Genomic DNA, 15,373 nt, shown 5'->3' with positions numbered 1-15,373 from the left:
GATAACGAGAGCGTGGCAGCGAGCGCCGGCCAGTGAGGGCCCGGGAGTGAGCGCCCGGGAGTGAGCGCCCGGGAGTGAGCGCCGGCGGCACTCGGCCAGGGGCGCGGCCAATCGCACGTTGACTCGCCGCTCATCCCCGCCTTATTCCGCCGAGACTGCCACTTAGCAACGAGACCGCCAGTTACAGCCGGCGGTCTCGGCGCAAAGTAGCGGTCTCGATGAGTGGCGACCCCTGGGCAGGCGCCCGCCGAGGTGGAACCCGGCGTTCTAGGGGGAACCGGGAGCCGCCTCGGCGGGATTGGGGATGCCGGGGAAGGGGTCAGTCGGACTTGGCCCTGCGGCCGAGGAGCACTCCGGCGCCGATCATGGCGACGGACAGGGCGAAATGCAGCCAATTGTCGGCGGAGTTGAGTGGGACGAAGTTGCCCATCGAGTCCATCGGAACGATGAGGCCGTAGATCCACAGCACCGCGTAGACGATGCCGCCGACGACGAGGTAGCCCTTCGCGAGCGTGCGCGATCGGAGCGCGGCGAGGCCGACGACGCCGAAGAGCAGGTGGACGATGTTGTGAAGCACCGAGACCTGGAAGATGCCGAGGAGAGCGGCTTCCGAATGGTGCCCGGCGAACATGAGGGTGTCGGTGTTCTGTGTGATGCCGGGGACGAATCCGAGGATCCCGACGAGCAGGAACACCGCACCGAAGATGCCTGCGACGATCTGCACGGCGCTGCGGGTCGAGTGAGCGGCGGCAGAGGCTGAGGCGTGCGACGTGGTCATGACGATCCCTTTCGGCTTCGACACTGAAACTTCTGATGTCGTGTGTTCGGAGCCGACCGTCGTGCGGATGGGATGGACATCTGATGAAGTGACCGAGGCTGGGCCGGGTGAGGTCTGACTACCGGCTGGTAGGTGGAGGATCCGCCTCGATCTGGAGGCGGATATCGCGACGGATCCTCCACACAAGTGGGATGGGCGTGCGGACGGGGGCGCACCCAGCGGACGCGAAACGCCGGACCGGGCACGAAGCCCGATCCGGCGCTGAGGCAAGGACGGAGTCGCTCAGGCGAGGACGGAAGGTCCCTCACCCGAAGCGGCGCTCGATCACCCGAAGCGGCCGGAGATGTAGTTCTCGGTCTCTTCCTTGTCCGGGTTGGAGAAGATCGTCGAGGTGTCGTTGAACTCGATGAGCTTGCCGGGCTTGCCGGTGCCGGCGATGTTGAAGAACGCGGTCTTGTCGGACACGCGCGCGGCCTGCTGCATGTTGTGGGTGACGATGACGACCGTGTACTTGTCCTTGAGGTCGTTGATGAGGTCCTCGATCGCGAGCGTCGAGATCGGGTCGAGCGCCGAGCACGGCTCGTCCATGAGGAGCACCTCGGGCTCGACGGCGATCGCACGGGCGATGCACAGACGCTGCTGCTGTCCGCCGGACAGTCCCGAACCGGGCAGGTTGAGACGGTCCTTGACCTCGTTCCACAGGTTCGCGCCCTTGAGCGCGCGCTCGGTGAGATCGTCGGCCTCGGACTTCGACAGGCGCCTGTTGTTGAGACGCACACCGGCGAGCACGTTCTCCTTGATGCTCATCGTCGGGAAAGGGTTGGCGCGCTGGAAGACCATGCCCACCTCGCGGCGGACGTTGACCGGGTCGACGCCGGCGCCGTAGATGTTGTTGCCGTCCATGAGGACTTCGCCGCGCACGCTCGCGCCAGGGATGACCTCGTGCATGCGGTTGAGGGTGCGCAGCACCGTCGACTTGCCGCAGCCGGAGGGGCCGATGAACGCGGTCACCGACCGCGGCTTGATGTGCATGGAGACATCGTCGACGGCCTGGAAGTCGCCGTAGTAGATGTCGAGGTCTTTGATGTCGATCTGCTTTGACATGGTGTGTCCTTGTCTTGTCGAGGCGTCAGAGGTGCGGAAGCGTGGTGGAGGAGGGGATCCCCGCCGAGGCGGTCGCCGGGGTCATCGTCCGGCCTTCGGTGCGAGCACCTTGGCGATGACGCGGGCGAGCAGGTTGAGCAGCATGACGAGGAGGACGAGGACGAGGGCCGCAGCCCACGCGCGCTCGGAGCTCGCCAGGGCCGCCTCGCCGGGGGAGACCGGCCGCAGCTGCGAATCGTAGATGTAGGTCGGCAGCGTCGACATCCAGCCGGAGAACAGGTTCCAGTTGAGCGACTTCGCGAAGCCGGCGGTGACCATGATCGGGGCGGTCTCGCCGATGACGCGGGCGATCGCGATCGTCACACCCGAGAGGATGCCGGAGATCGAGGTGGGCAGGACGATCTTGACGATCGTCTTCCACTTCGGCACGCCGAGCGCGTACGAGGCCTCGCGCAGGTCCATCGGCACCAGGCGGAGGATCTCCTCCGTGTTGCGCACGACGATCGGGATCATGAGCACAGACAGGGCCACCGAGGCGGTGAAGCCCGTCTTCGCCGCCCCCGCGGCATCCGGCATGACGATGCCGAGGATCGTGGAGAAGAGCGCAAAGGCGAAGAGACCCGCGACGATCGAGGGGATGCCCGTCATGACGTCGACGAGGAACGTGATCGCCCGACCGAGCTTGTTCTTGCCCGCGTATTCGACGAGGTAGATCGCGGTGAGCACGCCGATCGGGATCGAGATGACGCAGGCGGCGAGCGTGATGAGCACGGTGCCGACGATCGCGTGGTAGAAGCCGCCGGCCAGCGAGGCCTCACCGGCGACGTACTGCTGGTCGAGCACACCCTTCATGCCGAGCATCGTGCGGGTGAGCAGATCGATGTTGATCGCCGATCCGCCCTTCGACACGGTCAGCCACAGCAGGGAGATGAGCGGCACACAGGCAAGCACGAAGGTCGAGGTGACGATCGTCGTGGCGACCCGGTCGACGGCCTTGCGCCGGCCTTCGTAGGCGCCGGAGATGACGAGCACCGCGACGAGGTTGATGAGGCCGGCGAGGATCGCGGCGATCGCGACGGAGAACCCGCCGGTGGCCGCGAACGTGATGCCGACGGCGATGAGGATCGAGGCCACGGCGATGATCCACGGGGTGGCCTTGGGCAGCTGCTTCGAGGTCAGCGCGCGGGTCTTGGTCGTCGAATTGTCTGAAGTGGTCAACATCATCAACTGCCCTTCACGGATGTCTTGGCAACAATTGCGCGCGCCGCCATGTTCACCAGCAGGGTGATGACGAAGAGGACGAGGCCGATCGAGATGAGCTCGGAGAGCCTCAGCCCTGCGGCCTCTGGGAAGTTCTGCGCGATCTCAGAGGCGATGGTCTGGTTGCCGCTGACGATGAGCGAGGCGGTGAGCAGACCCGGGGAGAGGATCATGGCCACGGCCATCGTCTCACCGAGTGCGCGGCCGAGGCCGAGCATGGTCGCCGAAGCGATTCCGGACTTGCCGAACGGCAGGACGGCCATGCGGATCATCTCCCAGCGGGTCGCGCCGAGCGCGAGCGCGGCCTCCTCCTGCAGGCGCGGGGTCTGGAGGAAGATCTCGCGGGTGAGCGAGGTGATGATCGGCAGGATCATGATCGAGAGGACGAGCGAGGCGGTGAGCAGCGTGCGACCGGTGTTCGAGACGCTGCCGTCGGCGTCGGGGGCGAAGAGGGGGATCCACCCGAACCACTGGGCCAGCCATGCGTAGAAGCCGGTGAGGTTGCCGGCGAGCGTGAGACCCCAGAGGCCGTAGACGACGGACGGGATCGCGGCGAGGAGGTCGATGACGTAGCCGAGCGCCGGGGCGAGCTTCCGCGGCGCCATGTGCGTCGTGAACAGTGCGATGCCCAGGGCGAAGGGCGTGGCGACGACGAGCGCGATCGCCGAGGACACGAGGGTGCCGATGACGAGCGGCCAGACGTAGGCGAAGAAGCCGTTGCCGCCGGTGATCGAGCTCGGATCGGAGATCTGGGCCTCGATGGTTTCGCTCGACTGGGCGAGGAGGAAGAGGGCGACGCCGGCCAGCGTGAGCAGGATCAGGATGCCCGCGAGCAGGGTCGCGGTGGAGAAGATCCGGTCTCCGGGCCGAACGACAGCCTTCGTCGTCGGGCTCGGACGGTCCTCAGCGCGCGGCTGAGGCGTGCCGGCGGGGCCGGTCTCAGTGGTTTGTGTGCTGGTCGGCACAGCTGCTCCTCAGGTGACGAGTGTGGATCAGAGGGCGATCCTGGGCACCGAAGAGCGGCGTAGCGCGAGCTACGCCGCTCTTCGACTGTACGGAGTTCCAGGTCAAAGCGTCAGTTTCAGCCTGAGACCTTGATGGAGTCGAGGACGGTGTTGATCTGCGAGCGCAGGTCGTTCGACAGCGGGGCGGAACCGGCCGATTCGGCAGCCGAGGCCTGTCCCTCTTCCGAGACGACGTACTTCTCCCAGGCCTTGACCATGTCGACGGTGTTCTGGTCGGCGTACGACGAGCACACGATGTGGTACGAGACGAGGACGATCGGGTAGGCGCCGGACTCGGTGGTGTCGCGGGCGAGGTCGAAGGCGAGGTCGCCTTCGCCGCGGCCTTCGACCTTCTGCGAAGCGTCGAGGACCTTGGTCGCAGCCTCGGGGGAGAGCTCGACGAACTCGTTGCCGACCTTGATCTTGGCGGACTTGAGCGAACCGACGGCCGAGGCGTCGGCGTAGCCGATCGCGCCGTTGGTGTCGGTGACGGTCTGGACGACGCCGTCGGTGCCCTGGGCGGCCTCGCCGCCGTAGCTCTTCGGGAAGTTGCCGTCCGGCTCCTGGTCCCAGACCTTGCCGGCAGTGGACTTGAGGTAATCGGTGAAGTTCTCCGTCGTGCCCGAGTCGTCGGCGCGGTGGACGGCGGTGATCTTGAGATCGGGAAGCGTGGCGTCGGGGTTGTCGGCCTTGATCGCCGCATCGTTCCAGTTGGTGATCTCGCCCTTGAAGATCTTCGCGATCGTGTCGGGGGAGAGGTTGAGCGAGTCGACGCCCTCGACGTTGAACGCCACGGCGATCGGGGAGATGTAGACCGGGAACTCGAAGGCTCCGTCGGGTCCGCAGACCTCCTTGGCCTTCTCGGCCTCGGAATCGTCGAGAGCGGCGTCCGAACCGGCGAACTGGGCGTTGCCGGCGAGGAACTGCTCGCGTCCGGCACCCGAACCGTCGGGCGAGTAGTTGACGGTCACGCCGGAGTTCGCCGAGGTGAAGTCAGCGGTCCACGCGTCCATGGCGGCCTTCTGCGAGGAGGCGCCGATGCCGGTGATGGTGCCCTGCAGGTTACTTTCGCCGCCGCTGGCGGACTCTCCGGTGGCGGAGGTTCCGCCGCAGGCCGACAGGGTGAGCGCGCCGACTGCGAGGAACGCGACGGTGGGGGCAAGATGCTTCAGCTTCACGAAGATGCCTTTCTGGATTGAGCACACGTTTTCGAGCGATCTCGATCGTTCGCCTTCAACGCTAAAGAGGGTGTGTAAAGGCTGGGGATTTGCTCAGTGAACGGAAGGTGAATGGACGCTGAAGGGTTGGGGGCGTGCTGAGTGCTCGATCACAGGGAACGGCCGAATCGTGAAAGACTCCCCGCCGAGGTGCGTGTGCCCACCGGCATGACTCCGACCGCTGCCGCCGTCCCCGGATCTCCCCGCCGAGGCGGTCGCCCCTAGGCGTCGATCGGCCGGAACCGCTCGATCTCGACGATGCGCGCGACCGTGCCCGGGCGGACGTAGGCGACGAGGATCTCCCCGGGTTTGAGGTAGGGGTCCTCGGTCGGCAGGACCTGGGCGACCCGCTTGGGCGCGTGCTCGGCGAAGACCCGCAGGATCGTCGGCAGCACCGGACGATGCGTGCAGAACGCGGTCGGCTTACCCTTCTCGAGCAGCTTCTCGATGTAGCGGGCGGTCTTGTCCGGGTTGGCCGCGGTGGCCTTCTCGCTCAGCGTCGAGACCTTCTTGATCGACTTGCCCGTGGCTGCGGAGAACGGCGCGAGCGTGGCCACGCAGCGCTTCCACGGACTCGAGACGAGCTTCCTCACCTCCCACGCCGAGAGCAGCCCGGTCAGGGCCATCGCCTGCCGGGTGCCGAGGGCGAGCAGAGGGCGCACGTGCTCCGTCTCGTACCACTTCGCGCGCGGGAACGCCTTGCCGTGGCGGACGAGGATGAGCGGCCACGCCCGCAGTGCATCCGTCTCGTCGAACTTCTCGAGCGCGTCGAGCTGCTCCCGGTCGGCGTACGCGGTGAGCTTCGTGCGCGCCTCGGCGATGGGCAGCCACACGGCCTCATCGACCTCGCGCGGATTGTGCGGGGCGAACGTCGCCTCCCCCTTGACCTCGGCGGACCAGTAGAAGACCTTCTTGAGATTCTTCCCCCCGACCATGTACTCCGCGGTGGGCAGGGGCACGCCGAGACGGACGTCGAAGCCCGTCTCCTCCCTGACCTCCCGGATCGCCGCCTCGGGCAGCGTCTCCCCGGGTTCGACCTTTCCCTTGGGCCACGACCAGTCGTTGTAGCGCGGGCGGTGGATGAGGGCGACTTCGATGCCCTCGGCGCCGTTGCGCCAGCACACGGCGCCGGCGGCGAGGATGTCGGCGGTGACCCGCGAGGACGCCTGCGCGGATGCGACCGTCGAGGGACTCACGCGTCCTCCCCGATCTGCCGTCGCTTCCGGTGCCTGCGGATGAGCTCGGACTGGTAGTCGGTGAGCTCCTCCCCGTCGGGTCCGTGCGTCATCCGCGTCCACGTCCCGTCCCCGGAGAGTTCGAACGCCGAGGTGGTGGGCGCGAACGCGAGATCGAAGAGTTCGATGATCTCCGCCCGATGGTTCGCGGCGACGAGTTCGACGAGCGTCTCCACCCGCCGGTCGAGGTTGCGGTGCATCATGTCCGCCGAGCCGATGTAGACGATCGGGTCGCCGCCGTTGCCGAAGACGAAGGCCCGGGAATGCTCGAGGAACCGGCCGAGCACGGAGCGGACGGTGATGTTCTCGCTCAGCCCGGGGATCCCCGGACGCAGGGCGCAGATGCCGCGGACGAAGACCTCGACGGAGACCCCTGCCCGGGAGGCCCGGTAGAGGGCGTCGATGATGCCCTCGTCGACGATCGAGTTGACCTTGATCCGCACGCAGCCCTCACCGCCCGCCTCGGCGATCGCGATCTCCGCATCGATGAGCTCGATGAGCCCGGCCCGCACCCGGGTGGGGGCGACGAGGAGGCGGGAGTACTCGGCGCGCGGGGCGTAGCCGGAGAGCTGGTTGAACAGCTTCGTCAGGTCGTCGGCGACGGCCTTGTCCTTCGTCAGCAGGCCGAAGTCCTCATAGAGGCGCGCGGTCTTCGGGTGGTAGTTGCCGGTGCCGACGTGGCAGTAGCGTGCGAGTCCCTCGGCCTCCTGCCGGACGACGAGGGAGAGCTTCGCATGGGTCTTGAGCCCGACGATGCCGTAGACGACGTGGACGCCGGCGCGTTCGAGCTTGCGGGCCCACGTGATGTTGGCCTCCTCGTCGAAGCGGGCCTTGATCTCGACGACCGCGAGAACCTGGATGCCCGACTGCGCGGCGTCGACGAGGGCATCGATGATCGGGGAGTCGCCGGAGGTGCGGTAGAGCGTCTGCTTGATCGCGAGCACGTTCTTGTCCGCCGCGGCCTGCTCGAGGAAGGCCTGGACGCTCGTGGAGAACGAATCGTAGGGGTGGTGGAGGAGGATGTCGCGGCTCGAGACCGCGGCGAACACGTCGACCTGGTCGCTCGACTCCCGCAGGGAGAGGTCCTTGTTCATCTGCGGGACCATCTTCGGGAAGTGGAGGTCGTCGCGGGGGACGTCGGCGATGTCGGACATGCCGGAGAGGTCGAGCGGGGTCGGCAGCTGGTAGATCTCGGATTCGTCGATGCCGAGTTCGTCCTTGAGCATCTCCCGGACCCGCGGATGGATGTCCTCGGTGATCTCGACGCGCACGGCCGGGCCGAAGCGCCGCCGCAGCAGCTCCTTCTCCAGGGCCTTGAGGAGGTTCTCCGCGTCGTCCTCCTCGACCTCGAGGTCCTCGTTGCGGGTGACCCGGAACGTCGAGTGGTGGATGACCTCCATGCCGTCGAAGAGGGCGTCGAGGTGGGCGGCGATGATGTCCTCGAGCGCCACGAAGCGGGCGGGGACGTCGCGTCCGGCGGGACGGTCAGTCGTCTCGGCGACATTGAAGAACCGGGGCAGGCGCGGGGGCACCTTGACCCGGGCGAAGAGCTCCTTGCCGGAGTCGGGATAGCGCAGGAGGACGCCGAGGTTGAGGGAGAGCCCGGAGATGTAGGGGAACGGGTGGGCCGGGTCGACGGCGAGCGGGGTGAGGACGGGGAAGACGTGACCGGCGAAGAACTCGTCGACGCGGGCCCGTTCGGTGTCGGTGAGCTCGTCCATCGAGACCTTCGAGATCGACTCGGCGTCGAGCTGGGGTCCGATGACGTTCTTGAGCAGCTCCGCGTGCCGGGTCATGAGCTCATGCGCTCGGATGCTGATCGCGTGCATGACCTGCAGCGGCATCCGCCCGGTCACGGTCGGCACGGCGAGGCCCGTGTTGATGCGGCGTTTGAGGCCGGCGACGCGGACCATGAAGAACTCGTCGAGGTTGGAGGCGAAGATCGAGAGGAAGCGCACCCGCTCGAGCAGCGGGACCTCCGGGTCGGAGGCGAGGGCGAGGACGCGTTCGTTGAAGGCGAGCCAGCTGAGTTCGCGGTCGAGGAATCGGTCGGCGGGATCGGGCAGGTCGAGCTCGCGCCCGGCTGCGATGACGTCGTACATCGATTACTCCTGAGTGCTCTGAGTCGAGGAAGCCGGCGCATAGGAGACATGCGCGACCGCGACGTGGAACCCCAGTCGCTCGTACAAGCCTAGCGCCGGTGCATTGTCGGACTCGACGTAGAGTTCGATCGCCTGCGCCCCGGCCGCGACCATCCGCCGCATCCCCTCGAGTGTGAGCGCCCGGCCCACCCCCTTCGCGTGGATCGCGGGGTCGACTCCGACGACGTAGACCTCGCCGAGGCGGCCGTCCGGACCGTCGGTGAGCTTCGTCTCGTGGAAGCCGATGATCTCGCCGTCGCGGACGGCGAGGATGACCGAGTCGGGATCGAAGTCCGCGGCGCCGACGATGGCCGCGATGTCGTCAAGCGTCTGCGCACCCTGTTCCGGGTGCCAGTCGAAGGCCGCGTTGTTCACCCGCAGCCAGCCGGCTTCGTCGCCGGGGGCGAACGAGCGCAGCCTCACGCCCTCGGGGACGCTGACCTCGGGGAGGTCGGCGATGGTGAGGCCGTCGTCGGTGCGCATCTGGAAGAGCACGCGGTCGCGGCTGAGCCCATGCTTGTCCGCGAGATGCCGAGCCGCGGGGGAGTCGCCGTGAGCCCAGCACCATGCCTCGGGCTGTTCGGTGAGGATCGTGCTCAGCAGTGTCTCGCCGAGACCCCGGCCGCGATGCTCGGGGGCGATGAGGAACTCGGCGGCGTGGCGCTCGCCCTGGCGCGCCCGGATCCCGAAGCCGATGAGCTCGGCGGCTGATGGGTCGTCGGCTGGGGTCGAGTCGCCGGCTGGTGCCGTGCCGTCGGCTGGGGTCGAGCCGCCGGGGGTCGGGTCGCCTCCGTAGACGCGCCACACGCTCGAGGCCGTCTGGGCGCCGTGGCTGCGATCCTCACCGCGGGCGATCGCGAGGAGCCCGCCCGAGATCTCCGGCGCCCCGTCGGATTCGGCCACGCGCTCGAGGAAGTGAAGCTCCGCCTCGGTGACGGTGTCGATCGGGGTGCCAGTGACGGCACCGGACGCGGCGATTCTCATGCACTCATCTCCTCATCGGCGGGGTGGCTGGTCGCGGCAGCGGCGGAAGTCCTGCCGGGGCCGGCGTCGCGTGGTTCGGCGGGTCCCGCGGTGTCGTCGGAAGTCCTGCCGGGGCCGGGGTCGCCCTCCTCGTCGTCGTCACCGGCCCCGGCGTCGGGGCTGAACCGGTAGCCGACGTTGCGGACGGTGTGGATCGCGTTCTCGAGGTCCTTGCCGAGCTTCGCCCGCAGCCGCCTGACGTGGACGTCGACGGTGCGGGTGCCGCCGTAGTAGTCGTCGCCCCATACGCCGAGGAGGATCTCATCGCGGGTGAAGACCCGCTCCGGATGCATCGCGAAGAACTTCAGCAGCGAGAACTCGCGGTAGGTGAGGTCGAGCGCCCGGCCACCGAGGTCGGCGGTGAATGAGGTCTCGTCGATGCGCAGGGCGCCGGTGACGACGACCATCGGCTCGCCGTTCTCGTTCCACCCGCCCACCGGTCCCGCGCTGCCGGCTCCGGCACGCTCGCCGAGGCGGGTGGGTCCCTGACCGGCGGCGGGAGAGCCCGCAGAGCGGAAACGGTCGCGGGCGAGGCGGAGCCGGGCCTCCACCTCGGCGGGGCCGGCCGTGGTGAGGATGATGTCGGTGACCTCCCACTTCGCCGAGGCGGTCGCCAGGCCGCCCTCGGTGAGGACGACAACGATGGGCAGGCTGAGGCCGGCGGAGTCAAGGACGGCGCCGATCCGCGGAGCCAGGGAGAGGTCGAGGCAGGCGTCGACGACGGCGACGTCAGCGGTGGTCGTGGAGCCGGGGACCTCCTCGGCGCTGATGCGTTCGACCTGGTGGCCGAGGTATTCCAGAGCCTGCGGGGCAAGTGGGGCCGCGAGCGCGGGGGAGGGGCAGACGTGCAGGATCCTCATGCTCTGCGTGCCCCCTCATCGACGTGTGTGCGGCCTGAGCCAAAGTATATCGAGGCCGCGGGTTGCGTCCCGGCGGCGTTTCACGAATCGTCGCCGGTGGGGGCGATAGGGCACGATAGATGAGTGATCAGATGGATTCGAGTAGCAGTCGCGCTTGCCCTCGCCGTCGCCCTGAGCGGGTCGGTGTACTGGGGCTACACGCTCTTCGTGATCGCGACCGGACTCATCGTCCTGGGCGTCTCCTACGGCTGGCCGCGCCTCACCGACTCCCCGCAGCCGCGGGCGACCTCGATCATGCTCGCCCTCTTCGGCCTCGCGGGACTCTTCGCCGCATGGCAGGACGACACCGCACCCTACCTCGACTGGCTTCCCGTCCTCGCGGGCCTCGGACTGCTGTGGACCTTCGTGCAGAACCTCACCCGCGGCATGGGCGCCTCGGATGCGGTCGCCAACGTCTCCGCGCAGGTCGCCGGCGTCGTCATCGTGCTCTCCGCGAGCACCTGGGTCGCGGCGGCCACCGTGCCCGGGGACAAGGAGGCGATCGTCGTCGGCCTCGTCGCGATCATCGCCGCCCAGTGCATGACGGCGCTGCCGTGGCCGGCGATCTACACCTCCCCGCTCGCGGTCGCGATGTCGACGGCGGTCGCCGGCATCATGTCCGTGATCATCCTCGACAGCAGCTTCACGTGGCCGATCGCGCTCATCCTCGGCGCGGTCATGGGCCTCCTCGTCGCCGGGGTCGACCGGATGCTCGGCCTCATCGCCTACGCCCAGTACCAGGCGGCGAACCTCGAGCTGTCGCAGAACATCGAACTCAAGCGCAACGTCGAGAAGGCCCGCAGCTTCGCGGTCCAGCTCGCCCTCGGCGCGGCCCCCATCGCCCTGGGCGGCGTCGTCGTCTACGCCCTCGAGCGCATCGCCCTCTGAGCCACCCTCCGTTCTCAGCAACCCTCCGGGCGCTCGGCAACCTGGCGCACGGTTGCCCAGCGCCCGGAAGGTTGCCGGCAAGCACGCCCTTCGCCGCAGGGTTGCTCAGCGTCCGGAGGGTTGCCGCCGGGCGGCGCGGCACGAACAAGTGCGAGGCCGCCGCTGAGCCGGCGCCCGGACGGTTGTCGCACGTCAGGGCTCGGACTGTAGACTGAGCGGCATGGAAGAAAACCTCGTTCTGCTCGAAATCGTCTTCTCCGGTCTCGTCGGCATCGCCGCGCTCGGCGCAGCGGGTGTCGCGTACAAGGTCGTCAAGTCCCTCATCGTGGTCAATCGCTGATACCCATGATCGAGATCGACGCCTCAGTCAACCCGGAACTCGTTCCCCTCTCGTGGCTCATCGGCTCGTGGGAAGGCGTCGGCGTCGTCGGATACGCCGACACCCCTGAGAAGCAGTTCGGCCAGCGCATCGAATTCGTCGCGCACCCGGGCACCCCGTACCTCCAGTACAACGCGCACGCGTGGCTGCTCACCGAGGACGGCGAACTCGACTCGACCCTGACCCTGGAGACCGGGATCTGGCAGCTCGTGCGCCCGCGCGATGCCGGGGACGTCGGACCCGGGATGCTCGTGCCCACCGAGGAGCCGAGCTTCACCTCGGCGGCGGCGGTCGAGACCCTGCGGACGAACGACGACGCCTTCGAGATCGAAGCCGAGATCGTCCACCCCCACGGTGTCATGGAGCTCTACGCCGGCTACGTCAAGGGCCCGCGCATCGACCTGAGCACCGACGTCGTGGCCAGGACGAAGACCGCGAAGGAGTACACGGCCTCGACCCGCATGTACGGTCTCGTCGGCGGCGAGCTGATGTGGGCATGGGACATGGCCGCCCTCGGCCACGAACTCGCCACCCACTCCTCGGCGAGGCTGAAGAAGCTCAGCTGAGATGATCGGGACACCGGACCCCGAGACCCGCCCCGTAGCGGACCCGACCGACACCCCTGCGGGTGCAGGTGACACCACCCCCGCCGAGGCGGCCCCGCCTCCGCGACCGTCGTCCCTGCCGCGCGGCCTGAGTTCGTCCGCGGTCCTCGGCGCCGGGGATCTCGCACAGACGCCGATGCACTACGGGGAGCCGTTGCGCGAACAGCGGGCGCTCGCCGAACGCGGCGCGATCGTCGACCTCCCGCACCTGCGCGTCCTCCGCCTCACCGGAGCCGACCGGCTCACCTGGCTCAACTCGATCACGACGCAGAAGCTCGACACCCTGGCCCCTGGGGTCTCCACCGAGACCCTCGTCCTCGACCCCAACGGCCGCATCGAAGGCTGGCTGCGGCTCATCGACGACGGTGAGGCGCTGTGGGCGCTGAGCGACCTGCGCACCGATGACACCCTCGACTTCCTCCGCCGCATGGTCTTCATGATGCGCGTGGAGATCGAGGACCTCAGCGACGACTTCCAGGCCATCGGCGCCGTGCGCGCCCTCCCCGAATCCCTGCCGGTCACCCGGGTCTGGGCCGATCCGTGGCCTCATATCGGCACGGGCTCGGCTTCGTACGCGCAGGTCGACCTCGGCGAGCACGTCGCCGGCACCGACCACCCCGGCCTCGAGACTCCGTTCGTCATCGGCATCGTCGCCCGCGCCGATCTCGCCGGCACCTCGGCCGGCGAATACCGCCTCGCCGGATTCGACGCGTGGGAGGCCCTGCGGGTCGCCGCCTGGCGGCCGGGCCGCAACGAGATCGACCACAAGTCCCTCGTCGGCGAACTCGACCTGCTCCGCACCTCCGTCCACCTCGCGAAGGGCTGCTACCGCGGTCAGGAGGCCGTCGCCCGGGTGCACAACCTCGGCCAGCCGCCCCGGCGCCTCGTCTTCGTCCACCTCGACGGGTCCGGGCACATCCACCCCGATCCCGGCGCCGAGGTGCTCGCCGCCGTCCGCGGCACGCAGCGTCCCGTGGGTGAGCTGACCTCGGTCGCCCAGCATTACGAGCTCGGGCCCATCGGGCTCGCGGTCGTCAAGCGCACCGTCGCCGCCGACGCCCCGCTCAGCGTCGACCTCGGCGAGGGCGGGATCGTCACCGGTGCCCAGGAGATCATCGTCGCCCCCGAGCGCGGACACGACCGGACCCTGCCCGGCCGCAACCGCGACGTCGACATGCGGAATCAGCACCGCTGAGACCTCCTCACCCGGCCCCGCGCCGAGGTGGGGGTGCCCCGGTGACGGTCGGTCGCCTCGGCAAGGGGATCGTCCGTGATGAGAGCCCCTGCCGTGACTCCGGAACGACCGCGACGGTGACGTCGAGGTGACGACGGATTCCGCACCTTTCGGCAGGCCTGAATACGGGTTCTGCCCACCTGACGGACTCGGTATGACAAGAACCGTCGCCACACTCTATTGTTCCCGTTATGACAGCTTTGGAGATTGGCGGCGAAGCGCTGCCGCAGGAACGCAAGATCGTCACCGAGATCCCGGGACCGAAGTCCCGTGAGATCGAGGCCAGGCGGTCGAGCGCCGTCGCGACCGGTGTCGGCTCGAGCCTGCCGGCCTACGTCGTGGCCGCCGGAGGAGGAATCCTCAAGGACGTCGATGGCAACCAGCTCATCGACCTGGGCTCGGGCATCGCCGTGACCACCGCAGGCAACTCGAACCCCCGCGTCGTCAAGGCCGCGACCGAGCAGCTCGAGGCCTTCACGCACACGTGCTTCATGGTCAACCCGTACGAGAGCTACGTCGAGGTCGCCGAGGCGCTCAACCGGCTCACCCCCGGTGACCACGAGAAGCGGACCGTGCTGCTCAACTCGGGCGCCGAGGCGGTCGAGAACGCCGTGAAGATCGCCCGTGCCCACACCGGCCGGGACGCCGTCGTCGTCTTCGACCACGCGTACCACGGTCGCACGAACCTGACGATGGCGATGACCGCGAAGGCCCACCCCTACAAGGCCGGCTTCGGTCCCTTCGCCGGTGAGGTCTACCGCGCGCCCATGTCCTACCCGTTCCGCGACAACGACGCGGCCGGCACGAAGGTCAGCGGTGAAGAGGCGGCCAAGCGCGTCATCACGATGATCGAGAAGCAGATCGGCGCCGAGCACGTCGCCGCGATCGTCATCGAGCCCATCCAGGGCGAGGGCGGCTTCATCGTTCCCGCCGAGGGCTTCCTGCCGACACTCGTCGAGTTCGCTGGTGAGAACGGCATCGTCTTCGTCGCCGACGAGGTCCAGGCCGGCTTCGCCCGCACGGGCAAGATGTTCGCCTCCGAATGGGAGGACATCGTCCCCGACCTCATCACCACCGCGAAGGGCATCGCCGGCGGTCTGCCGCTCTCGGCCGTGACCGGTCGCGCGGAGATCATGGACTCGGTCGGCCCGGGCCGCCTCGGCGGCACCTACGGCGGCAACCCCACCGCGTGTGCGGCCGCCCTCGGTGCGATCGAGGCGTATGAGAACGACGGCCTGCTCGAACGCGCGACCGAGATCGGCGAACTCATCACCGATCGTCTCGTCAAGCTCCAGGCGAAGTACCCGGAGATCGGCGACATCCGCGGCCGCGGCGCCATGATCGCCGCCGAGTTCGTCAAGCGAGACTCGATCGACCCGAACCCCGAACTCGTCAAGGAGCTCGCGGCCTACGCGGCGAAGAACGGCGTCCTCGTCCTCACGACGGGCACCTTCGGCAACGTGCTGCGCTTCCTCCCGCCGCTGACGATCTCCGACGAACTGCTGAACGACGGCTTCGACGTCATCGAAGCCGGTCTCGCCGAGATCCTCGGCTGAACAGCGATCGACGGCCGAGCCCGGTCGTCGGCGCTGAGCTGAACGACTGC

General features: G+C 68.3%; 13 protein-coding genes. 4 read left to right on the top strand and 9 right to left on the bottom strand.

Annotated features, from left to right (window positions below; genetic code table 11):
- Positions 1 to 319: 319 nt before the first annotated feature.
- From AACX88_RS07220 to AACX88_RS07180, 9 genes are all read right to left on the bottom strand, one after another.
- A complete protein-coding gene (locus AACX88_RS07220) occupies positions 320 to 778 on the bottom strand; it encodes a DUF4383 domain-containing protein (protein ID WP_339392363.1) in 459 nt (152 codons plus the stop codon).
- Positions 779 to 1,102: 324 nt separating this feature from the next.
- Positions 1,103 to 1,882 (bottom strand): phosphate ABC transporter ATP-binding protein PstB, encoded by a 780-nt coding sequence (pstB, locus tag AACX88_RS07215; RefSeq protein WP_009380421.1) that lies wholly within the window; start codon positions 1,880 to 1,882, stop codon positions 1,103 to 1,105.
- Between the two features lie 81 nt (positions 1,883 to 1,963).
- A complete protein-coding gene (gene pstA, locus AACX88_RS07210; protein ID WP_040342349.1) occupies positions 1,964 to 3,103 on the bottom strand; it encodes a phosphate ABC transporter permease PstA in 1,140 nt (379 codons plus the stop codon).
- Between the two features lie 2 nt (positions 3,104 to 3,105).
- Complete coding sequence (gene pstC, locus AACX88_RS07205) at positions 3,106 to 3,996, bottom strand: phosphate ABC transporter permease subunit PstC (protein ID WP_339392499.1); 891 nt, start codon at positions 3,994 to 3,996, stop codon at positions 3,106 to 3,108.
- A 227-nt stretch (positions 3,997 to 4,223) separates the two neighbouring features.
- Positions 4,224 to 5,324: a phosphate ABC transporter substrate-binding protein PstS gene (gene pstS / locus AACX88_RS07200; protein ID WP_339392362.1), complete on the bottom strand. Its 1,101-nt coding sequence runs from the start codon at positions 5,322 to 5,324 to the stop codon at positions 4,224 to 4,226.
- Positions 5,325 to 5,584: 260 nt separating this feature from the next.
- Positions 5,585 to 6,559 carry an NUDIX hydrolase gene (locus AACX88_RS07195; protein ID WP_009380429.1) on the bottom strand — a complete coding sequence of 325 codons (975 nt, stop codon included), beginning with the start codon at positions 6,557 to 6,559 and terminating at the stop codon, positions 5,585 to 5,587.
- Positions 6,556 to 8,700, bottom strand: a complete 2,145-nt coding sequence (locus AACX88_RS07190) for an RNA degradosome polyphosphate kinase (protein ID WP_339392361.1) — start codon at positions 8,698 to 8,700, stop codon at positions 6,556 to 6,558. The genes AACX88_RS07195 and AACX88_RS07190 overlap by 4 nt, the downstream gene beginning before the upstream one ends.
- 3 nt (positions 8,701 to 8,703) lie before the next feature.
- A complete protein-coding gene (gene mshD / locus AACX88_RS07185) occupies positions 8,704 to 9,723 on the bottom strand; it encodes a mycothiol synthase (protein WP_339392359.1) in 1,020 nt (339 codons plus the stop codon).
- Positions 9,720 to 10,622 (bottom strand): winged helix-turn-helix domain-containing protein, encoded by a 903-nt coding sequence (locus AACX88_RS07180; protein ID WP_339392358.1) that lies wholly within the window; start codon positions 10,620 to 10,622, stop codon positions 9,720 to 9,722. Before AACX88_RS07180 ends, mshD begins: the two co-directional genes overlap by 4 nt.
- A gap of 123 nt (positions 10,623 to 10,745) precedes the next feature.
- Here AACX88_RS07180 and AACX88_RS07175 point away from each other — a divergent pair, with 123 nt between their 5' ends.
- The 4 genes from AACX88_RS07175 (at position 10,746) to gabT (ending at position 15,323) form a co-directional block, all read left to right on the top strand.
- Complete coding sequence (locus AACX88_RS07175) at positions 10,746 to 11,549, top strand: ammonia permease (RefSeq protein ID WP_100227527.1); 804 nt, start codon at positions 10,746 to 10,748, stop codon at positions 11,547 to 11,549.
- Between the two features lie 345 nt (positions 11,550 to 11,894).
- Positions 11,895 to 12,494, top strand: a complete 600-nt coding sequence (locus AACX88_RS07170; RefSeq protein WP_009380443.1) for a nitrobindin family protein — start codon at positions 11,895 to 11,897, stop codon at positions 12,492 to 12,494.
- Position 12,495: 1 nt separating this feature from the next.
- Positions 12,496 to 13,728: a CAF17-like 4Fe-4S cluster assembly/insertion protein YgfZ gene (gene ygfZ, locus AACX88_RS07165; protein WP_339392357.1), complete on the top strand. Its 1,233-nt coding sequence runs from the start codon at positions 12,496 to 12,498 to the stop codon at positions 13,726 to 13,728.
- Between the two features lie 230 nt (positions 13,729 to 13,958).
- Positions 13,959 to 15,323: a 4-aminobutyrate--2-oxoglutarate transaminase gene (gene gabT, locus AACX88_RS07160; protein WP_339392356.1), complete on the top strand. Its 1,365-nt coding sequence runs from the start codon at positions 13,959 to 13,961 to the stop codon at positions 15,321 to 15,323.
- Positions 15,324 to 15,373 lie beyond the last annotated feature (50 nt).

Source organism: Brevibacterium metallidurans (assembly GCF_037101285.1).
In the GTDB taxonomy this organism is placed as follows: domain Bacteria; phylum Actinomycetota; class Actinomycetes; order Actinomycetales; family Brevibacteriaceae; genus Brevibacterium; species Brevibacterium metallidurans.
This window is presented reverse-complemented; position numbering and strand designations above follow the sequence as displayed.

Bases quoted from the DNA above. Each gene is read 5' to 3' on its own strand.
- AACX88_RS07220 (WP_339392363.1), bottom strand. From the start codon at position 778: ATGACCACGTCGCACGCCTCAGCCTCTGCCGCCGCTCACTCGACCCGC.
- pstB (WP_009380421.1), bottom strand. From the start codon at position 1,882: ATGTCAAAGCAGATCGACATCAAAGACCTCGACATCTACTACGGCGAC.
- pstA (WP_040342349.1), bottom strand. From the start codon at position 3,103: ATGTTGACCACTTCAGACAATTCGACGACCAAGACCCGCGCGCTGACC.
- AACX88_RS07190 (WP_339392361.1), bottom strand. From the start codon at position 8,700: ATGTACGACGTCATCGCAGCCGGGCGCGAGCTCGACCTGCCCGATCCC.
- mshD (WP_339392359.1), bottom strand. From the start codon at position 9,723: ATGAGAATCGCCGCGTCCGGTGCCGTCACTGGCACCCCGATCGACACC.
- AACX88_RS07180 (WP_339392358.1), bottom strand. From the start codon at position 10,622: ATGAGGATCCTGCACGTCTGCCCCTCCCCCGCGCTCGCGGCCCCACTT.
- AACX88_RS07170 (WP_009380443.1), top strand. From the start codon at position 11,895: ATGATCGAGATCGACGCCTCAGTCAACCCGGAACTCGTTCCCCTCTCG.
- ygfZ (WP_339392357.1), top strand. From the start codon at position 12,496: ATGATCGGGACACCGGACCCCGAGACCCGCCCCGTAGCGGACCCGACC.
- gabT (WP_339392356.1), top strand. From the start codon at position 13,959: ATGACAGCTTTGGAGATTGGCGGCGAAGCGCTGCCGCAGGAACGCAAG.